18 protein-coding genes are annotated in these 21,000 nt (G+C 62.5%); 16 read left to right on the top strand and 2 right to left on the bottom strand.

Annotated elements, in window-relative coordinates:
- Positions 1–2: 2 nt before the first annotated feature.
- The 3 genes from KP004_RS06750 (at position 3) to KP004_RS06740 (ending at position 3,491) form a co-directional block, all read left to right on the top strand.
- Positions 3–2,963 (top strand): NAD-glutamate dehydrogenase domain-containing protein, encoded by a 2,961-nt coding sequence (locus KP004_RS06750; RefSeq protein ID WP_216801586.1) that lies wholly within the window; start codon positions 3–5, stop codon positions 2,961–2,963.
- A gap of 63 nt (positions 2,964–3,026) precedes the next feature.
- On the top strand, positions 3,027–3,215 hold the full coding sequence (locus KP004_RS21475) for a type II toxin-antitoxin system HicA family toxin (RefSeq protein ID WP_199390912.1): 189 nt from the start codon (positions 3,027–3,029) through the stop codon (positions 3,213–3,215).
- A gap of 3 nt (positions 3,216–3,218) precedes the next feature.
- The gene (locus KP004_RS06740; protein WP_199390913.1) at positions 3,219–3,491 is read left to right on the top strand and encodes a type II toxin-antitoxin system HicB family antitoxin; all 273 of its coding nucleotides are present in this window, start codon (positions 3,219–3,221) and stop codon (positions 3,489–3,491) included.
- Between the two features lie 67 nt (positions 3,492–3,558).
- Here the strand turns inward: KP004_RS06740 and trmB are convergent, their stop codons facing one another.
- Complete coding sequence (gene trmB / locus KP004_RS06735; RefSeq protein WP_216801585.1) at positions 3,559–4,182, bottom strand: tRNA (guanosine(46)-N7)-methyltransferase TrmB; 624 nt, start codon at positions 4,180–4,182, stop codon at positions 3,559–3,561.
- 463 nt (positions 4,183–4,645) lie between these two features.
- Between trmB and KP004_RS06730 the strand changes: the two genes are divergently transcribed.
- From KP004_RS06730 to KP004_RS06670, 13 genes are all read left to right on the top strand, one after another.
- Entirely contained in the window at positions 4,646–6,088 is a 1,443-nt protein-coding gene (locus tag KP004_RS06730) for a DEAD/DEAH box helicase (protein ID WP_216801584.1), read from the top strand.
- Positions 6,085–7,119, top strand: coding sequence for a helix-turn-helix transcriptional regulator (locus tag KP004_RS06725; protein ID WP_216801583.1), 1,035 nt, complete (start codon positions 6,085–6,087; stop codon positions 7,117–7,119). The genes KP004_RS06730 and KP004_RS06725 overlap by 4 nt, the downstream gene beginning before the upstream one ends.
- Positions 7,120–7,268: 149 nt before the next feature.
- Positions 7,269–8,429, top strand: coding sequence for a class I SAM-dependent methyltransferase (locus tag KP004_RS06720; RefSeq protein ID WP_216801582.1), 1,161 nt, complete (start codon positions 7,269–7,271; stop codon positions 8,427–8,429).
- A complete protein-coding gene (locus KP004_RS06715) occupies positions 8,426–9,055 on the top strand; it encodes an HAD family hydrolase (protein WP_239026971.1) in 630 nt (209 codons plus the stop codon). Before KP004_RS06720 ends, KP004_RS06715 begins: the two co-directional genes overlap by 4 nt.
- A 58-nt stretch (positions 9,056–9,113) precedes the next feature.
- Positions 9,114–10,514, top strand: coding sequence for an aspartate ammonia-lyase (locus tag KP004_RS06710; protein ID WP_216801580.1), 1,401 nt, complete (start codon positions 9,114–9,116; stop codon positions 10,512–10,514).
- A 331-nt stretch (positions 10,515–10,845) separates the two neighbouring features.
- The gene (locus tag KP004_RS06705; RefSeq protein WP_216801579.1) at positions 10,846–11,067 is read left to right on the top strand and encodes a NifU family protein; all 222 of its coding nucleotides are present in this window, start codon (positions 10,846–10,848) and stop codon (positions 11,065–11,067) included.
- An 84-nt stretch (positions 11,068–11,151) separates the two neighbouring features.
- Complete coding sequence (locus tag KP004_RS06700) at positions 11,152–12,339, top strand: phospholipase D-like domain-containing protein (RefSeq protein ID WP_216801578.1); 1,188 nt, start codon at positions 11,152–11,154, stop codon at positions 12,337–12,339.
- A 37-nt stretch (positions 12,340–12,376) separates the two neighbouring features.
- Positions 12,377–14,719 carry an endonuclease MutS2 gene (locus tag KP004_RS06695; protein WP_216801577.1) on the top strand — a complete coding sequence of 781 codons (2,343 nt, stop codon included), beginning with the start codon at positions 12,377–12,379 and terminating at the stop codon, positions 14,717–14,719.
- 33 nt (positions 14,720–14,752) lie between these two features.
- Positions 14,753–15,676 (top strand): dihydrofolate reductase, encoded by a 924-nt coding sequence (locus tag KP004_RS06690; protein ID WP_216801576.1) that lies wholly within the window; start codon positions 14,753–14,755, stop codon positions 15,674–15,676.
- A 172-nt stretch (positions 15,677–15,848) separates the two neighbouring features.
- The gene (recO, locus tag KP004_RS06685) at positions 15,849–16,487 is read left to right on the top strand and encodes a DNA repair protein RecO (protein WP_216801575.1); all 639 of its coding nucleotides are present in this window, start codon (positions 15,849–15,851) and stop codon (positions 16,485–16,487) included.
- Between the two features lie 162 nt (positions 16,488–16,649).
- A complete protein-coding gene (gene dnaB / locus KP004_RS06680; protein ID WP_183348586.1) occupies positions 16,650–17,999 on the top strand; it encodes a replicative DNA helicase in 1,350 nt (449 codons plus the stop codon).
- Positions 18,000–18,131: 132 nt separating this feature from the next.
- Complete coding sequence (locus KP004_RS06675; RefSeq protein WP_216801574.1) at positions 18,132–19,415, top strand: enoyl ACP reductase FabMG family protein; 1,284 nt, start codon at positions 18,132–18,134, stop codon at positions 19,413–19,415.
- Positions 19,416–19,630: 215 nt separating this feature from the next.
- A complete protein-coding gene (locus KP004_RS06670; protein WP_216801573.1) occupies positions 19,631–20,341 on the top strand; it encodes a response regulator in 711 nt (236 codons plus the stop codon).
- Here KP004_RS06670 and KP004_RS06665 read toward each other — a convergent pair.
- Positions 20,325–20,888 (bottom strand): hydrolase, encoded by a 564-nt coding sequence (locus KP004_RS06665; RefSeq protein ID WP_216801572.1) that lies wholly within the window; start codon positions 20,886–20,888, stop codon positions 20,325–20,327. The two genes, KP004_RS06670 and KP004_RS06665, sit on opposite strands and share 17 nt — an antisense overlap.
- Between the last annotated feature and the right edge of the window lie 112 nt (positions 20,889–21,000).

Here is a 21,000-nt window from a genome sequence, read left to right as displayed (position 1 = left end):
GCATGACCAGCAAGGCCAGTGTCAGAAAAAGCGCCGCCTATGAGCTTTCCGAAAACCGGAAATGGCTGAAAGAGCAGATCAACCCTTACTTCTTCACGTCGATGCAGGACGAGCCGGAAGCGCTGGTCCTTCTGGAACGCGAGCTCCGATCCCTCAAGATCAACAGGCGCCTGATCCTGGCCGACCGTGACAAGAGCCTCATCCTGGCCAGGGTGAACGAGCCCGGTTCCCTGTACGACTCGCTACGGCACTTCCAGGACCGGGAAATCTCCTACGCGATGATCACCCACTCCGACGGGCCTATGCCGGATATGGACCAGGCCCTGGAGATTCAGCGCTTCGAGTTTGACCGTAAAAGCAACGAGGACATCCAGGCATGGAAAGACGTGCAGCTGCCGCAGGGGCTCGCGCGCAGGATCGCTGCTGAAATGCGCGGCACCTACCCGGAGTTCGACCTGAAAGAGTTCGACCGCCTGCTGAAGATCCTCTGGCTCAACAACGAAAGCTACGTGAAGGTGGCCTCGCCGCTGCGTGTGGCCCAGGTGCTGCAGCTGTTGCAGAAATCGAGCAGAAGCGGCGGTCTGTACCTGCACGTGGAGCCGACCCCTGACGTCAAGATATCGCGGGTGCACTTCGCGGTCGCCAACCCGCCCCAGAAGGAGTTCCTCCTGCAGCTCATGGAGGTGTTCAACCGGCTCGACCTCGGCGTGAACCGCGCCTACTGCCTCACCATCTCCAACGGCGTCCACCCCTACTTCCTGGGGACCTTTCTGGTGAACCGACGCTCCGGCGAGGTGCTGGAACCGGGCTCGGAGCTGTTCCGCCGACTGCAGCAGGAACTGTACAACACCCAGATCGTCTCGACCAAGAGCTACACCTACCGTGAATTCGTTACCACCAACGTCATGACCGGAGAGGAAGCGTCCCTGGTGAACGCGTTCATCGCCTTCTGCCATACCAACCTCGCGCACAACCAGCCGGACCGCTTCGGGCTGGACGACGTGCAGAACGCCTTCCACGCACACCCCGAGATGTCGCTGCAATTGGTCAAGCTGTTCAAGGCGCGTTTCGATCCGGCCATAACCGAAAGCCACCCGCTCTACGGTTCGATCCTGGCGGAAACGGTGCAGGCGGTCAACGACTACAACACCGGGCACCGCTACCTGGACGAGGTGCGCCGGGCCATCTACCGCTGCTGCCTCATCTTCATCACCCATACGCTCAAGACCAACTTCTTCGTGCTGGAGAAACAGGCGTTCGCCTTCAGGCTCGACCCCACCTACCTTACCGAGCTCGGACCGGCCTTCACCGCGGACCTGCCGCAGGCCCTTCCCTTCCGGGTCACCTTCTTCTTCAGCCGCTTCGGGTTCGGCTACCACATAGGCTTCTCCGACATCGCGCGCGGCGGCTGGCGCACCGTCATCGCCCGCAACATGGACGACTTCATCACCAACTCGAACACCATCTTCAGGGAGAACTTCGTGCTGGCGCACACCCAGCACCTGAAGAACAAGGACATCTACGAGGGGGGCTCCAAGCTGGTACTGATCCTGGACTCCTCCGACCTGCAGCGCGGCGGCGAGCGCCAGATGGAGAACTGGCGGCTGTACAAGCTGCAGCACGGCGTCACCAACGCCTTTTTGGACATCTTCGTCACCGACCATGGGGTGGCACGCTCGCCGGTGGTGGTTGATTACTACCGCGAGGACGAGCCGATCGAGCTGGGCCCCGACGAGAACATGCACGACAGCATGATCGAGAACATCGCCCGCATCTCCAAGCGGCGCGGCTACATCCTGGGCATCGGCATCATGTCCAGCAAGGAAGTCGGGATCAACCACAAGGAGTACGGCGTCACCTCCACAGGGGTGGTGAAATTCGCCGAGATCACCATGGCGGAACTTGGCATCGACATCTACCGCGATCCCTTCAGCGTGAAATTCACCGGCGGACCCAACGGTGACGTGGCGGGCAACGCCATGCGCATCATGCTGGAGCGCGCGCCCCACGTGGCGATCAAGCTGATCCTGGACGGGACCGCGGCGCTGTGCGACCCGGAGGGGGCCGACCGCAAGGAACTGTCGCGCATCGTGCTGCAGCAGGATCTCGATGCCTTCGACCCGCAGGCGCTGCACCCCGGTGGTTTCCTGCTCTACCGCAGCGGCAGCCGGCGCGACGGTCTGCGCGAGCTGTACCGGAAGGTGAGCAGGACCGCGGAGGGGGTGAGGGAGGAATGGATTTCCACTGACGAGTTCTCCAAGGTCTACGCGAGCCTCCCGTTCACCGTCAAGACCGACCTCTTCATCCCGGCGGGAGGACGTCCCGAGAGCATCGACAAGGACAACTGGCAGAACTACCTGCTCCCAAGCGGCGCCCCATCCGCGGGGGCCATCGTCGAGGGGGCCAACTCCTTCATAACCCCCGAGGCGCGCGTGCAACTGCAGAAAAAGGGAGTCATCATCATGCGCGACGCCTCGGCCAACAAGTGCGGCGTCATCTCCTCCTCCTACGAGATCATCGCGAACCTGCTGCTCACCGAGACGGAGTTCATGGCGCACAAGGAGCGCTACGTGCAGGACGTGCTCGAGATACTGGAGCAGCGCGCAGCGGATGAGGCGCGGCTGATCCTGAAGCGGCGCCGCGAGCAGCCGGGGCTTCTTTGCACCGAGATCTCGGACGCGCTGAGCGGCGAGATCAACGAGCACTACGCGACCATCTACCGCTTCTTCCAGAAACGGCCGCAGCTTTGCCTGCAGCCGATCTACAAGAAGGCGATCCTCGCGCACCTGCCCAAGATGCTTCGGGAGGAGCCCAAGTACGCCAAGCGCATCAAGAACCTGCCGCAGAAGTACTTATTCGCCATACTCGCAGCCGAAATAGGCTCGTCGCTTGTCTACCGCGGCGACCGCGAAGGCGACTTCGAGGCGACGCTCAAGGGGCACCTGATGCGGATGTTCTCGTAAAGGATTAGAGGCAGCTGCACCTTTTCTCCTTGCTCATCCGTAAGTACTCTGTATATAAATGGAATGGGTAGCCGTGAGATCATCAGACGACTGGAAGAAGAGGGGTGGCAGTGTGTCGGCGGCAAGGGGGATCATCGGAAGTTCAAACACCCCATGAAGCAGGGACACGTCGTCGTCCCGTGTCCGCGCAAGGACATCCCAATCGGCACGCTGCGACATATCTTTAAGCAAGCGGGTTGGGAGTGGAGGTAGGAAATGTTGTACCCGGTTTATCTACACGGAGGTGACGACAAACACGCCCACGGGGTGGTCATCCCTGACTTCCCTGGATGTTTTTCAGCTGCCGACTCAGAAGAAGATCTGCCCCGCATGATACAAGAGGCTGCAGAGGTGTATTTCGACGGGGAAGACATGGAAATCCCGCCGCCGACCCCTCTTGAACAGCTAAAGAAGGACCCTAACTACGAGGGGGGCATCTGGCGCATGGTCGACATCGATGTCACCAGACTGTCTCGCAAAGGACATTAAAAGAGCAACACCAGCACAAAAAAGAGGGGACACCGACGGGTCCCCTCTTTTCGTTTGTCACTCCCAACTACTTTACCTTGTAGTGCATGAAGTAGATCTGCTTTCCCTCGGCCATGAACTTGCGCATGTACTTGGAAAGGTGGTAGCCGGGGAACTCGTGGCGGTAGAGATCCGCCCCGAACTGGTTCTCGAGGGCGGAGATGCCGGGGAGAGCGTTGGCGACGTCGATGCCGTAGTCGTCGAAGTCGGTCGCGAAAAAGAAGTCGGCACCGGGAACCATGTAATCCAGGAGAAACTCGATGAACTCCTGGTTCACCAGACGCCGCTTGCGGTGCCGTTTCTTGGGCCAGGGATCGGGGCAGTTGATGTAGATGGCGGAGAGGCTCCCCTTGGGGATGCGCTCGGTGACGAAGGCACGGGCCTCGTCGCGCACCACGCGCACGTTGGTTACGCCATGCCGGTCCAGGCGGCGGCAGGTCTTGTCGCACCCCTTGTTGTAGAAATCGATGGCGACGAAGTTGGTGTCGGGCTGATCGAGTGCGGTTTTGAGCATGAAGTCGCCCACGCCGCAGCCGATCTCCAGGGCGAGCCTGTTGTCGTTGCCGAAAATGCCCGGCCAGTCGGCCGGGGTGGTAAGGTCTTGGAGTCTCAGGTAGTTGGGTGATTCGATGTGAATGAAGGATTGCGTCATCGGTACCTCTTGCGGATTTTGTCGCGGGGGAAGATAACACATAATGCCTGTCACGCAAAGCCGCAAAGGCGCTAAAAGCAAAAAGCATCGAGACAAAGGCCCACCAGCAAAAACATTTAACGCAAAGGCGCCAAGGCGCGAAGACGCAAAGGAATAAAAACAGGAAGGGGCAGAACCGAAAAACTGAAGACCATTTTATTTAACGCAAAGCCGCAACGTCGCCAAGAAAACCAAACTATAAGGCGAGACACGTTACGTCAGGTCGCCATGATGAGCAGATGCTGACAAGGCAATTACCGACATGACACTACCGCTTCCCTTTGCGCCTCCGCGACTCTGCGCCTTCGCGTTGAAGCTTTTGATTTTACCCTTGCGCCCCTGCTCGCCTTTCTGTCATTGCCATTTCTCTCACAACATGCTAATTGTATCCGGTTGAAATAAGGCAAAAAAGGAAAACACAAACATGAAATTCACCGAGCTGCAGCTGCCGGAACTGGTCCAGAAGGGCATCGAGGAAACCGGCTTCACCGACTGCACACCGATACAGGAAAAGGCGCTTCCCCTTGCCCTCACCGGCAAGGACGTCGCCGGCCAGGCACAAACCGGCACCGGCAAGACCGCCACCTTCCTCATCACCGTCTTCACCAAACTGCTGAGCCAGCAGAAAACCGGCGCCGTCAACCATCCCCGCGCCCTCATCCTCGCGCCCACCCGCGAGCTGGTAGTCCAGATCGAGAAGGACGCCCAGGCCCTCGGCAAACACACCGGCTTCACCGTCCAGGCCATCTACGGCGGCGTGGACTACATGAAGCAGCGCGACGCGCTCAAGGCCGGCGCCGACATCGTCATCGGCACCCCCGGACGCCTCATCGACTACCTCAAACAAAAGGTCTATTCCCTGAAGGACATCGAGGCCCTGGTCATCGACGAGGCCGACCGCATGTTCGACATGGGCTTCATCGCCGACCTGCGCTTCATCCTGAGAAGGCTCCCCCCCTACGACAAGCGCCAGAACCTCCTCTTCTCCGCCACGCTGAACACCCGCGTCATGGAACTCGCCTACGAGTTCATGAACATGCCGGAGAAGGTCTCCGTGACGCCGGAACAGATGACCGCCGAGCGCGTGGAGCAGGTGCTCTACCACGTGGCGCGCAAGGAGAAGTTCCCGCTGCTCCTCGGCCTGCTCCGCAAGATGGGCATGGAGCGGACCATGATCTTCGTGAACACCAAGCGCGAGGCCGAATACCTGCAGGACCGCCTGAACGCCAACGAGTTTCCCGCCAAGGTCATATCCGGCGACGTCGAGCAGAGAAAACGGATGAAGATCCTGGCCGACTTCAAGGCGGGGCTCCTGCCGATCATGATCGCCACCGACGTGGCCTCCCGCGGCATCCACATCGAGGGGGTCTCTCACGTCATCAACTACGACCTGCCGCAGGACTGCGAGGATTACGTGCACCGCATCGGCCGCACCGCCCGCGCCGGCGCCGAGGGGATGGCGATCTCGCTGGCCGACGAGGACGGCGCCTTCTTCATCGAACCCATCCAGGAGTTCATCAAGCAGAAGATACCCACCGAGTGGGCCGAGGACGACATGTTCGTCCACGACTACAAGAGGACCGCGAGGCCTCCGCGCCGCACCGAGGAGAAACCCGGCGGCAGGGGCGGCAAATCCGGCGGACGCGTTGAGAAATCCGGGCGCGGCGAGTCGCGCGGCAGAGGCGGCAGGTCCGGTTCGGCCAAGGAGAAGGCGGAGCAGAAGGACCAGGCGTCCGCCCCGGTCGAAAGCGCGCCTGCAGGCGAGGCGGCCGCTAACGGTGATGCACCTGCCAAGCGCAAACGCCGTCGCCGCAAACCCAAAGCGAAGCCGGCAGAGCAGCAACCCCAGCAGCCCGAGCAGCCGTGACCGGGAAGGGACGTCCCGCGCGCAAATACTCCCAGGCGGGCCGGGTCCACGACGTGATCCGCCTCATCGAGGCGCGTCACGGCATCTCCGTGGCCGAGCTCGCCGAGGAGACCGGCGTCAACAAGCGCACCATCCACCGCGACCTGGTCGCCATCCAGGAGGCGGGCTACCCGCTCATCTCGGACTGGCAGGACGGCGAGAAGGTGTACCGCTTCCTGACCCGGTTCAAGGACGTCCCCCCCATCAGCTTCACGCTGCAGGAGCTGATGACCCTTTCCCTTTTGCGCTCCCAGCTCGACCTCCTCAAGGGAACCCCGTTCATGGAAGACATGCAGGGCGTCTTCCGCAAGGTGAACTCGGTGCTGCCGCCGCGCCTTGCCGCCCACATGGAGCGCATCGCCGAGGTGTCCCTGCCGCTTCTGCAGGGAAAACGCGATTACTCGCGCTGCGCCGAATACCTGCAACAGATCCGCAACGCCCTTCTTTACCAGCAGACCGTCGTCATCTCCTACCACTCCCCCGGTCGGCCCGAGGCCGTCGCCTACCGGGTCGACCCTTACACCCTGCTTTTCCAGAAAGGGGGCATCTACCTCCTGGGGTACGCACAGGAGCGTGAGGCGCTACGCACCTTCGCGGTCGAACGCATCTGCGGCGTCGAGCCCTTGAAGGAGCGCTTCGAGATACCGGAAGGTTTTCATCCCGGCTCCGCGCTGGGCGAGGCCTTCGGCATCGTGGCGGAGCCTCCCATGGATGTCGTGATCCGTTTCTCCGCCTCCATCGCCCACGCCATCAGGGACCGAGTCTGGCACTCTTCGCAGAAGATCGAGGTGCAGCAGGACGGTACCCTTCTTTTAAGCTTTCATGCCGGCGGCAAGATGGAGATCCTCGCCTGGCTTCTCTCCTACGGCGCCCACGCCGAACTGCTGCAGCCGGCGCACCTGCGCGAGGAACTCGCGGCAATGGTGCAAGCGACGGCGCAGATCTACCATCCCCCTCCCTGTCCCTCCCCCTCCGGGGGCGGGTACGCTTGAGTTTACTGCTGCTCCTGAACGTAGTACGGCGCGGTCGTACTGTCTGCATCAACAGTAACAGCTAACGTCCCTCCCCCTTTACTCACCCTGCGTTGACAACCATTTTCGTTCCGTATATAAAAAGACCTTCAGATTCAGGAGGGCTTTTAATGGCAGAGGCAGCAGCGACGACGAAACTGGCAGAAATCTTACTCAAACGCATCCGCTCCCGCGGTGATATCACCTTCGCCTCCTTCATGGAGAGCGCACTCTACGAACCCGACCTCGGCTACTACACCTCCCCGGGGCGCAAGGTTGGCGCCGAGGGTGATTTTTACACCAGCATGAACGTGCACAGCGCCTTCGGCCGCCTGATCTCCCGCGAGATCGGCCGGTTCTGGCAACTGCTCGACTCGCCGGAATCCTTCACCATCGCCGAGGCCGGCGCGGGTGGCGGTCAACTGGCGCAGGACATCCTGGACGCCATCGCAGAGGAGAATCCCGCCTTTTACGCTGCGCTCACCTACCGCCTCATCGAGAAGGAGCCGTCTCTCCAGGAGGCCCAGGCCGCACGCCTTGCGCGGCACGCCGAAAGGCTGGCCTGGAGCTCGCCCAAGGAACTGGCGGAGGGCGCTCTCAAGTTCACCGGGTGCATCATCTCCAACGAACTGTTCGACGCCATGCCGGTGCACCTGATCGAGATGACGGAGCAAGGGCTCAAGGAGGTGTTCGTCTCGGCTGACGCCAACAGCTTCCGCGAAAGGCTCCTTCCCCCATCCACTCCGGAACTGGAGGCCTATCTGCGCAGCTTCGACGTGCGGCTCATGCCCGGCCAGCGTGCCGAGATCAACCTGGCCGCACCGGCCTGGATCGCTTCGGCCGCCGCGACGCTTGAGCGCGGCTTTGTCCTTACCATCGACTACGGCTACCTCTCCGAGGAGCTGTACACCCCGCAAAGACGCAACGGCACCCTGCTCTGCTACCACAAGCACAGCACCAACGAGGACCCGTACCAACTGGTGGGGGAGCAGGACATCACCACGCACATCAACTTCAGCTCGCTGATCGAGGCCGGCAAGGAGCGAGGACTCGCGGCGGTCTGGTACGGCGAACAGTACCGCTTCCTGATGGGCGTGGGGCTGCTCGAGGAACTGATGCAGCTCGTGGCGCAGGCCAAAGATGAGCATGAAAGCCTGAAGCACCGGCTGGCCATCAAGAAGCTCATGATGCCCGAGGGTGGCATGGGCGACACCTTCAAGGTGCTGATCCAGGCCAAGGGGGTGGATAACCCGCAGCTTCTGTGCATGAGAAAATGGGGGATGGGGCTGTGACGCGCCCCGAGCGCGGCAAGCAGCTGAAGGCGATCGTATTCGACCTGGACGGGACGCTGTACCAGGAGGACCGGCTGGGCGAGGAGGTCAACCAAAGCGCCATCCACTACGTGGCCGCCCTCAAAGATATCTCCGTGGCGGAGGCGGAAGTCCTCCTCGAGGCGACCCGTGCCGCGGACGGCGTAGCCGGCACCCTGAGCCGCGCCGTGGTGTCCCTGGGGGGAACCCTCCAGGAGATGCACAGAAGGTTCGCCGCCGACTGCCATCCCGAACGGCTGCTCAAACCGGACCGCCGGGTCCGGGAACTGCTGCAGCTTCTGTCGACCAGCTTCCGACTCCACCTCTACACCAACAACAACCGCGACCTTTCCGGACGGATCATGAAGCAGATCGGCGTGGGCGACCTGCTGGACCGGGTGTTCACCATCGAGGACTCCTGGATCCCGAAGCCCGATCGCAGGATCATCGAAGACATCCTGGCGAAGATCGACTGCCGCCCGCAGGAGGCGCTTTTCGTCGGGGACCGCTACCGGGTCGATCTGGCCGTCCCCGAATCGATGGGATGCCCTGTCTTCGAGATGAAAACGACCGAAGAGCTGCTGACACTGGCGGATCTGGTACACTGATAGCGGAATAATGAGACAGAGACTCGGTCTGCTTTAACAGAAAAACGAGGAGCTAGTCATGACATACCGCTTGGAAAAAGACACCATGGGGACGGTCGAGGTACCCGAAAGCGCCTACTACGGTGCCCAGACGCAGCGTGCAGTGAACAACTTCCCCATCTCCGGGCTGAAGCCGCACCAGGCCCTGGTGCGCGCCACGGTCCGGATCAAGAAATGCGCGGCCATCGCCAACATGACCACGCACCGGCTCGCCAAGGAAATCGGCGACGCCATCGTCAAGGCCGCCGACGAGGCGCTTGCCGGATCGTTCGCCGACCAGTTCGTGGTCGACCCGTTCCAGGCCGGCGCGGGCACCTCCCATAACATGAACGTGAACGAGGTGCTGGCCAACCGCGCCAACGAGATCTTAGGCGGCACCCGCGGGGAATACGCCCGGGTGAACGCCAACGACCATGTCAACATGGCTCAGTCCACCAACGACGTCTTCCCCACGGCGATGCGGCTCGCGGCGCTGGAACTGGCCCACGAGCTGGACAACGAGTTGCGCGACCTCTCCGACGCATTCGCCCGCAAGGGGATCGAGTTCGACCACATCCTCAAATCGGGGCGCACCCACCTGCAGGACGCGGTGCCGATCCGCCTGGGGCAGGAGTTTTCCGCCTGGTCCATCGCCATCGCCAACAACCGTTCCGGCATCGAACGCACCTTTGCCGGCCTCAGGGAACTGGGGATCGGAGGGACCGCGGTCGGCACCGGTCTCAACGCCGAGCAGGCCTTCATCGACCTGGTCGTCGAGGCACTGGCGCGAGAGACCGGGCAGGAGTTGACCCGCGGCGAGAGCCTCGTGGAGCGGATGCAGAACATGGATCCCTTCGTCGCCCTTTCTTCGAGCGTCAAGGGGACCGCGGTCAACCTGATCAAGATCGCCAACGACCTGCGCCTGCTCTCTTCCGGGCCGCGCACCGGTCTGGGCGAGATCAACCTACCCGCCATGCAGCCGGGTTCCTCGATCATGCCGGGCAAGGTGAACCCGGTGCTCCCCGAGGTGACCAACATGGTCTGCTTCCAGGTCATGGGGTGCGACCTGACCGTGGCGCTGGCAGCCCAGGCCGGGCAGCTGGAACTGAACGTGATGATGCCGGTCATAGCCTTCAACCTGCTCTTCGCCATGGAGATCCTGAAAAACTGCCTGCACCAGCTGACCACGCTGTGCGTCACCGGCATCAGCGCCAACGAGGAGCGCTGCCGCACCTTCCTGGACCAGTCCGTGGGACTGGCCACGGTGCTGGCGCCCAGCATCGGCTACGCGGCGGCGGCGGAGGTGGCCAAGGAATCCGCGAAGAGCGGCAAGAGTATCCGCGAGGTGATCCTGGAGCGGGGCATACTGACCGAGGAGGAGCTCGAGGAGGTGCTGGCGCCCTACCCGCTCACCACACCGGGCGTGCACGGCAAGGATTAGCAGTTGCGAGGATACTTCTGAGAAAGTTGCTGAAGCGTTCCCGCCCCCGGAAGGGGGAGGGACAGGGAGGGGGAACGCAGCGGCTCACGGCTTCCCCCCTCCCAGCCTCCCCCCTCCGGGGGGAGGTGCGCTTTCTCACCGACAAAACACCGCCGCAGTGTCGGGGGCTAATCAGAGCCGGCACAGCCCTCACCCGCCCTCCGGGCACCCTCTCCCGGGGGGAGAGGGGACTGGTGCAAGATCATCCCGAGGGAGTGTCGGCTGGCTTTGCAATTATTGTAAAAATCCTATAGACTCATACCATGCCAAACCAAAGCTCACGGAGGAGTAAATGACCGAGGAAGTAAAAGCAATTTTGGAAAACATCAGGCCGGCGCTGCAGGCTGACGGCGGCGATGTTGAACTCGTAGAAGTAACAGACGACGGCATCGTCAAGGTGCGCCTGGTAGGCGCCTGTGGCCACTGCCCGATGTCCACCATGACCCTCAAGATGGGGATCGAAAGGACCATCAAGGATAAGATCCCCGGCGTCAAGGAAGTTGTCTCTGTCTAACGGGTACCCCCCTTAGTCGTAACACCCGAAGCGCGGAAGTAACCGGTTGACGTTATTTCCGCGCTTTCGCTTTTGGATCGGCCTATGACCAGCGTGCGGCGAAAAAGAAGGCAGTTGCTGTTTCAAACCGCGAAGTTCTTCGACTTCTTCAGGAGGAACACCGAGGCCGTCACGTTTTTGGGCAACCGCGCCACGCTGTACCGCTACGGATCCGAATTCTTCACCGCACTGCTGGAGGCCCTGCCCCATGCCGGCAAAAGCATCTGCCTCGAGTTTTACACCATCGCGGACGACGAGACCGGTCACCGGGTGGCAGACGCCCTGATCGCCGCAGCCTCGCGCGGGGTCAGGGTTTACGTGCTCTACGATTACATCGGCTGTTTCGACACCCCTGCCGCTTACTTCAAGAAACTCACCAAGGGAGGCGTCAACTGCGCCCCCTTCAACCCGCCCCCCTTCCGCCGCGGGATCGCCTGGTTCGACAAACGCGACCACCGAAAGATCGTCATCATCGACGGCTGGCGCATCTTCACCGGCGGCATGAACATCGCCGACGTCTACTCCGGTTTCGGCAAGAAGAAGACCAAGTGGCGCGACGTGGGCCTGAAGATCGAAGGGGAGGCAGGAATCGAGTTGCTGCGCCTGTTTCGGGAGACCTGGACCGAGGAGGTCGGCGTGCCGCCGGTGGGAACCGATCCCGCTCCGATGCCGGAACTTGACGGCGATGCGAAAGTCATGGTAGTGAACGGCGGACCACACCAGAAGCGAAGCTTCATCAGGAGCGCCTTCAGGGTTGCCATCGCGGGGGCATCGGAAAGCGTCACCATCGCGAGCCCGTACTTCATACCGGGACCGCGGGTGGTGCGGTCGCTGCTTAGGGCCGCGGGGCGCGGGGTGCGGGTGCGGCTTTTGCTCCCCTACAAGAGCGATGTGCCCCTGGTGCGCCTGGTGAGCCGGACCTATTACGGCCAGCTGTTGAAAAACGGCATCGAGATCCACGAGATGGACAGCGCGGTCCTCCACGCCAAGGTGCTCCTCATCGATGGCAACTGGACCATGGTCGGCTCGGCCAACATGGACCTGAGAAGCTTCCACAGGAACTACGAGCTCAACGTCGTGGTGGACAGCCACGACTTCGGCGCCCACGTCGCCCACATGCTGGAGAGCGACTTCGCCGGCACGCGGCGCATCGTGCTGCACGAGCACGAGAGAAGGGGATGGCCGGTGCGCGTCCTTGAGCGTCTTTTCAGCCCGGTCGCCTGGTTTTTGTAATACGCCTTTGCCTGTTTATCCCCCCGGAGTTATCTACATGATCAATAAGGACACCCTGAAGCGGCTGGAATTCGACAAGATCCTGGAAACCGCCGCAACCTTCGCCCACTGCGAGGCATCCCACGAGGGTGCCCTCGCCATAACTCCGCTGAAAAGCCGCCAGGAGATGGAACTGCGCCTGGGGCTCGTCGACGAGATCCGGAAACTGACCCGGCTCGGCATCGCGCTGAAGCTCGCCCCCTTCGAGGACATCACCCCGCAGGTGAAGGCGGTCCGCCCCGCGGGCGCCGTCATCGCGCCCATCGCGCTGCAGCGCTTCATCCCCACCCTGCGGGTCATGGCCGCGGTGGCCTCGCAGCTCGCCTACCGTACCGACGTTCCGCTGCTGCTTGCCGAGGCCGGCTGCATCAGCGGCTTCCCCGACCTGCTGAACCCTCTCGAGCACACGGTGAACGAGGAGGGGGAGATCCTGGACACCGCCTCGCGCCTTCTGGCAGACATCCGCGGCCGCAAGAAGGGGCTCACCGCCCGCATCAAGAAGCGGCTCGAAGAGATCGTGCGCGAGCGGCACACGGCGATCTTCCTGCAGGACGACTTCATCACCCAGAGATCGGGGCGCTGGGTGATCCCGGTGCGCATGGATTCCAAGGGGATGGTGCCGGGGGTGGTGCATGACGTCTCCAACTCCGGCGAGACCGCCTTCATGGAGCCCCTGGAGATCATCGGCCTCGCCAACGAACTGGAGAACCTGGTGGCCGACGAACGGGCCGAGGAGATCCGCATCGTCCGGCAGATCTGCGACTGGATCAGGGAGGACGCCGAGGAGATCCTGCAGCAGTTCGAGGCGCTGGTCGAGCTCGACATCCTGAACTGCATCGCCACCTTGAGCGACCGCCTGAAAAGCGAGACCCCGGTCATCGCAGACACGCCGACCATCCTGCTCAAGTCGGCGCGCCACCCGATCCTCACCCTGATGGGGAAAGAGGTGGTCCCCCTGGACCTGGAACTGGCAGTGGAGAACCGGGTCATGGTGGTCACCGGTCCCAACACCGGCGGCAAGACCATCGCCATCAAGAACGCGGGACTGCTCTCCGTGATGGCCTTGTGCGGCATGCCGGTCCCCGCCCTACCCGGCACCGTGCTCCCGAAGGTCGAGAGCATCCTGGTGGACATCGGCGACGAGCAGTCCATCGAGGAGAGCCTCTCCACCTTCTCGGCCCACATCTCCAAGATCTCCAGCATCATCGAACACGCCGATCGCGGCGCGCTGGTCCTTTTGGACGAGCTCGGCACCGGCACCGAGCCGGGACAGGGGGCGGCCATCGCCTGCGCCGTGCTGAAGGAGCTGCAGAACAAGGGGGCGCTGGTGGTCGCCACCACCCATCTCACCGAGATCATCGGCTTCGTGCAGCGCGAGGCGGGGATGGTGAACGCCGCCATGGCCTTCGACCGACAGAAGCTTGCGCCGCTATACCGGCTGGTGGTGGGAGAACCGGGGGAATCGCACGCCCTGGAGATCGCCAGCCGCTACGGCCTCCCCGAGCGCGTGGTCACCTTCGCCAGGGGCATGATCGGCACCATGGAGGCGGACTTCCACGCGCTGTTGCGCGACCTGAAGGAGAAGCGCGAGCAGTTGGACCGCACCCTCGCCGAACTTTCCGAGCGAGAGGAGAAGCTGGGACGCGCGGAGCGCAACCTGGTGGACCGCCGCGACGAGGCGGCCAAGCTGGTGCAGGACGCCCGTGAGAAGGGACTTCTGGAAGCGCAGCAGATCATCTCCAAGGCCCGTCGCGAGGTGGCGGCCATGATCGACGAGGCCAAGCGCGACAAGGCGCGCGAGGCGAAGGAGAAGCTGGACCAGGCGGCACGCGAGGTGGAATCGGCGCTGGACGGGCTGCACCCCGAGGAGAACGTCGACCCGGACCAGGTCGCCGCGGGGGATGTCCTCTTCGTGAAGCCGCTCAACCTGGACGCCACCATCCTCTCCGTGGACCGCCGTGCCGGGCGTGCCCGGGTGCGGGCCGGGAGCATGGAACTGGATGTCGCCCTGTCATCGCTGTTAAAGCCCAAAGGGAAAGAACCGAAGAAGGTACGTAAGCAGCGCGCCCGCCAGCAGGAAGAGGAAGCTGCCGCCGAGCCCGCGACCAGCATCAACCTCCTCGGGATGCGGGTGGAGGAAGCGATCGGCGAGTTGGAGCCGTTCCTGAACCACGCCTCGCTGGAGCGCTTCTCCGAGGTGCGCGTCGTACACGGCAAGGGGACCGGCGCCCTGATGAAGGGGGTTCGAAGCTACCTGACCGGACATCCGCTGGTGGCGGAGTTCCGCACCGGCGAGCGTTTCGAAGGCGGCGACGGTGTCACAGTGGTGACGCTGCGCTAATGTACTGCAATCACAGGTGACCGCGGAGGCCTCATGATCATCTCCATCATAGCTGCCATGTCTGACAACAGGGTTATAGGAGCGCACGGGAAGCTTCCCTGGAGCATTCCCGCCGACCTGGCTCGCTTCCGAAGCCTCACCATGGGGCATGCGGTGCTGATGGGGAGAAAGACCTTCGAGTCGATCGGCCACCCGCTGGACGGGCGCAAGAACATCGTGCTCAGCAAGAGCATGGGGAGGACCGACGGGATCATCATCGCCCGCACCCTGCAGGAAGGGATCGCGGCCGCCGAGGGAGACGAGGAACTGTTCATCTGCGGCGGTGAGGCGGTGTTCCGCGAGGCGCTCCCCTTGTGCCAGAGGATCTACCTCACCGTGGTGCACGGCGAGTACCAGGGCGACGTGCACTTCCCCCAGCCCCCCTGCTCCTTCATGGAGCTGCACCGGGAGGAATCCCTGGAAGGAAGTCCGCCGACGACCTATCTGGTGATGGAAAAGGTGGATCAGATCCAGCCGGGCAGCGACGTCTTCGAACTGCGGGCAAAGGGGGTAGAGGCGCTGAACCGTCAGCTCTACTTCCTGGCCCGCTGCTGCTTCGGCCAGGCCCAGGCCCTGGAGCAGTCCCCGGAAACCGCGTCCGACCTCGCCTTCAGCCAGGCCAAAAGCGGCGGGGACTGCAGTGAGGCGCTGAAGCTTGCCGAACAGGCGTTGCGGGACGACCCGGACAACCTGCGCATCCGACTGAATCTGGGCCGAATCGAGGTGCTGGCCGGCGAAAAGGGTAAAGGACTCGAGACCTTGCGCAAAGGGGTGCAGATGGGCGGAGGTCAGGAATTCTACACCGAACTGGCCAAGTGCGGCACCAGGGGAACCCCGCCCATCAAGTCCCTGCCGAGAAGCCACCCGCTGAACCGGTACCTGGGGCTTTTGATGCACAGGTTGAACATACGCGGGTAAGTCCATCCTCCTCCCCCAGGAGGGGGGAGGTCGGGTGGGGGGCTGCCCCGCTTCCCCCTCCCCAGCCCTCCCCCTCCGGGGGAGGGAGTGATGACCCTGCCGATAAGAAGGCCGATCGTCTCTGCAGATGCCCCGTTGACTCCACCCCTGCCATGATGCTACTTTCCAATCCATGAAAAACGCGGAGGCTGAAGGGATAGTGCTGCGCCTCACCGACTTCGGGGAGGCGGACCGCATCGTGACCCTGTTCACGCTGGAACAGGGGAAGCTGCAGGGGGTGGCGCGCGGCGCCAAGAGGAGCAAGAAACGCTTCGCCGGCGCCCTGGAGCCCTTCGCACACCTCAAGGTCCAGTTGCACCTGGGAACCGGGCTACCCACCCTCTCGGGGGCCGACATCCTCGGCATCTTCCCCGGCATCCGCGCCGACTTAGCCAAGATCGGCTGCGCCGCCTACGCCTGCGAACTGGTGGAGCGGCTCACCCCCGAGGAAGAACCGAGCCCGCGCCTGTTCCGCCTTTTGTACTGCTACCTGGAACGCCTCAACGACGCCCCCGCCTCCCCCTCCGATCGACGCTTCTTCGCGGTGAACCTCCTGAAGATACTGGGCTACCAACCCGAGCTGCAGGTGCGCGGCGTCTCCGAGGAAACGGCGTCGCTGCTCGCCCGCGCCATGCAGACCGGCCGCTTCGGCGCCGTGGTCTTTCCGGACGTGCTGCTGCGCGAGGCGGACCTCCTTTTGAACCCCGCCATCGACCTCCACCTGGACCGGGAACTGAAGTCGCTGGCCTTCCTGAAGGAGTGCGGCGTGTAGCTGCCGCAAACACACGCGCAGCCCCTGTCAACCCGGCAACTTTCTTTTGCAAACCGTCAATTTTGTTGACCCCGGCGCCGGTAACGGGTACTATTCGACGCTTCAGCCTAACCCGTATGTGCAGCCGCGCCCAGGCGCAGCTTTTTGTTTTTGAGGAACTGCATGAACCAAGCGGACATGAGAAAACTGCCGCCGCAGAGCATCGAAGCGGAGATGTCGATCCTGGGTGGGATCCTGGTCGACAACGAGGCGATCAACCGCGTGCTCGAGGTCCTTTCGCCGGAAGAGATGTACCGGGAGAGCCACAGAAAGATCATGCGCGCCATGATCGAACTGAACGAGCGCGGCGAGCCCTGCGACCTGATCACCATGACCACCATCCTGCGCAAGAAGGGTGAGCTGGAAGAGGTGGGAGGCGGCGCCTACCTGGCCACGCTGGTGGACTTCGTCCCGATGGCGGCGAACATCTCCTACTACTGCAAGATCGTGAAGGAGAAGTACATCACCAGGAAGCTCATCTCCGCCGCCACCGACATCGTCAGCAACGGTTTCGAGGACAAGGTCGAGGTCGAGGAACTGCTCGATTCCGCGCAGAAGGTGATCTTCGAGATCTCGGAGAACAAGCTCCGCCCGTCCTACTACAAGGTCAGCGACATCCTCAAGGACACCATCAAGAACATCGAGCTCCTGTACGAGAAGAAGGAGCTGGTGACCGGCGTCCCCACCGGCTATACCGACCTCGACAAGCTGACCGCGGGCTTTCACGCCGGCGACCTGGTCATCATCGCGGGACGTCCGGCGATGGGTAAGACCACCTTCGCGCTCAACGTCGCCCAGTACGCGGCGGTCGACTCGGACAAGAAGTTCCCGGCTGCCATCTTCTCGCTGGAGATGCCCAAGGAGCAGTTGGTGGAGAGGCTTCTCTGCTCCGCCTCGCGGGTCGACCTCACCCGGCTGCGCTCGGGGCACCTGCAGGAAAACGACTGGCCCAAGCTGATCAAGGGTGCGGGGCTTTTGCACAACTCCAAGATCTTCATCGACGACACCCCCTCGATCACGGTGATGGAACTGCGCTCCAAGGCGAGGCGCCTCAAGGCCGAACACGACATCGGCATCATCGTCATCGACTACCTCCAGCTCATGCGCGGCGGCGCCAATAGCGAATCGCGCCAGCAGGAGATCTCGGAGATCTCGCGCTCGCTCAAAGCGCTGGCCAAGGAGCTGGGTATCCCGGTGATCGCCCTGTCGCAGCTGAACCGAAGCCTGGAGCAGAGAACCGACAAGCGCCCGATGATGAGCGACTTGCGCGAATCCGGTGCAATCGAGCAGGACGCCGACATCATCATGTTCGTCTACCGCGGCGAGGTGTACGACAAGGAGAACGAGGACCTCAAGGGGAAGGCGGAGGTCATCATCGGCAAGCACAGAAGCGGTCCCATCGGCACGGTCGACCTCGCCTTCAGAGGCGAGTTCACCCGCTTCGAGAACCTGAGCAACAGGGAAGAATATTAACCCGTAACCAATAGAGTTCCCTCCCCCGGAGGGGGAGGGCTAGGGAGGGGCGCCGTTGCATCTCAAGCGTTCCCCCCTCCCCACCTCCCCCCTCCGGGGGGAGGAGCACACAACACATAGAAAGGAACCTAGATGAGCAGATACCATGCAATGAAGGAAGTGCCGGCTACCGCCGGTTATAAGGAAGGGGACGTACTGTTTCTGTGCGGCGAGTTGTTCGGCCGCGGCTACGCCAACGGCATCGTGGACGAGGCCAGGGCCAAGGGGATGACCATCATCGGTGCCACCGTCGGCAGGCGCGATGCGGACGGCACGCTGCGCCCGCTCAACGAGGAAGAGCTCGCCACCGCCGAGGCAGGGCTGGGCGGCAAGATCATCAACATCCCGCTGGAGGCCGGTTTCGACATGGAGCCCGGCAAGGACGGCATCGCTCCGGTGGACCGTTTCAAAGGCGTGAAGCCGGATGACTGGGCTTCAGTCAAGCTGGACCCGGCGGAGGTCGAGTACTCCAAACAGCGCGGCACCGAGCGTTTCTGCAAGAACCTTGCGGCCGTGGTGGCCGAACTGGAGAAGGTGATCCCCGCCGGCAGCAAGCTGCTCGTGGTCCACACCATGGCCGGCGGCATCCCGCGCGCCCGCGTCTTCATGCCGATCCTGAACAAGCTGTTCAAGGGGCAGGGCGACCGCTTCCTCTCCTCGGAGGCCTTCTGGAACTCCGACATGGGCAAGCTGTGCGACGCGAGCTTCAACGAAGTCACCGCGGACACCTTCCGCTACCTGATCGACGCCACCGCGGGCCTCAGGGAGAAGCACGACACCCATTACGCGGCCTACGGTTACCACGGCACCGGCGTGCTGATCGACGGCGTCATCACCTGGCAGTCCTACACCCCGTACCTGCAGGGGTGGGCCAAGATCCGCCTGGAAGACATCGCCATCGAGGCATGGGAGAAGGGAATCAAGGCGACCGTGTACAACTGCCCCGAGATCCTCACCAACTCGAGCGCACTCTTCCTCGGCGTAGAGAACTCCCTCTATCCGCTGATGGGCGCCCTGCGCGCCGAGGGCGTGCAGTCGGTGGTCAACGAGTGCCAGGCGCTGCTGCGCGAGGGGACCACGGTCGACGATCTGCTGAAGATCGCCAACACCTACCTCACCTCCGAGCTCATCACCAGCACCCGGGACTTCGACAGCTGGCCGCAGCACAACAAGCCGGAGCAGCAGGAGTACATGCTGAATACCTCGGCGGAGCTGATCAGCATGAACGCGGACCAGAAGGAGATCGTCTGCGCCGTGCTCTCCCGCGCCGTGTTCCAGGGGGTGGGCAGCCTCATGTTCAACAGCTCGTGGAACCCGCAGGCGCCGGTGTTCTGGCTGAACCATGATGTGATCGCGAAGACGCTGGCGAAAGGGTAATCGGCAAGCAATCCGGGGGGCGAGGTTTTTTCGCCCCCCTTTTTTTATGTTCTACACCTTCGAGCCCTTTACCGAAGGAGGGGACTGGCTCCGCCAGGTGCCTGTCCCCTTGGGGCTTGGGTAAGATGGCTGGGCGGAGTGGAGCGTTCCGCAAGAGGGACAGGCACCTACGGAGCCAGTCCCTTCCACACTTGATGACACCGAACGGAGTACACGTGGCACACAAGGTCCTGCTGGTCGATGACGTGAGTATGTTCCTGGAACTGGAAAAGGATTTTCTCTCCCTCTCCGCGGTGGATATCTTTACCGCCCGCAACGGTGAGGAGGCCCTGCAGATCTGCCGGGAACAACATCCGGACCTCGTGATCATGGACCTGCATATGCCGGTCATGGACGGCGCCGAATGCTGCCGCACCATAAAAAAAGACCCCCGACTCTCCACAGCGGTGATTCTCACCGCTTCTGAAGGGAAGGAGGCCGATCGCCGCCTCTGCCTGGCGGCGGGCTGCGACGATATCGTCTTCAAACCTCTCGATCGTGTTATCTTCCTGGAGGCGTCCCGCAAACTCCTTCCTGCGGTGGACCGGCGCGACCGGAGGGGAAGTTGCCGCTTCAACGTGAAGTTCCGCGCCTTCGGCCTCACCCTCTCGGGCTTCAGCGTCAATTTGAGCCAAAACGGCCTCTACCTCGCCGCCGATGTCGATCTCGACAAGGGAACCGAGATGGAGCTGCTCTTCGCGCTCCCCGAGCCGGCAGGCGCCATCATCCAGACCAAGGGGCGCATCGCCTGGCTCAACACCAGCAAGGCCCGGGTGAAGAACACGCTCCCCGTCGGATTGGGCATCCAATTCGTCGGGATCTCGGATGAAGACCGGGAGCGCATCGACCGCTACGTCAGCACCCTCTCCCCTACCTCACGAGCTTAGAAAGCTTCTTGAACTCCTCGGTGCCGGCGACGCGCAGCAACTGGAACAGCACCGATTCGGTCGAGGTCATGACCGCACCGGCCTGGGTCATGGTCTGCAGCGCGATCTCCCAGTTGTGCTTCTTGCGGCTCATCACCGCGTCGACCACCAGGTGCACCACGTAGCCGCGGGATAGAAGCTCCAGCGCGGTCTGCAGCACACAGACGTGGGTCTCCATCCCGGTCAGGATGACCTGACGCCTGCCGTTTTTCTCCAGCGTCTCCAGGAAACCTTCTCCGCCACAGCAGCTGAAGGTCATCTTCTCCAGGCTCGGCGTGCAAAGCTTCTCCTTCAAGGAGGGGACCGTTTCACCGAGCCCCTTCACGTACTGCTCGGTGGCAAGCGCCGGGATCCCCAACTCGGCCGCCGCATCGAGCAGAATGGAGATGTTGTTGGTCAGCTTCCCCAGCACCTTCTCATCCATGGCGCGGCAAAGCTTGTCCTGCACGTCGACCACCACCAGTTGAGCACTCTCTTTTTCCAGGAAAAATCTTTCCAGCAGGGTCATAACACCTCCTAAAGCAGGTTGAGATAAGACAAAAAAAACCATTAGCCACGGAGAACTTCTGAGAAAATCTGAGAAAAACAATAATCTGGGGTAAAACCGAAAGGTTTCTCCG

It is taken from the genome of Geomonas oryzisoli (assembly GCF_018986915.1).
Classification (GTDB): domain Bacteria; phylum Desulfobacterota; class Desulfuromonadia; order Geobacterales; family Geobacteraceae; genus Geomonas; species Geomonas oryzisoli.
The sequence above is the reverse complement of the archived record's forward strand: the minus strand, read 5'-3'. Positions and strand labels throughout refer to the sequence as shown.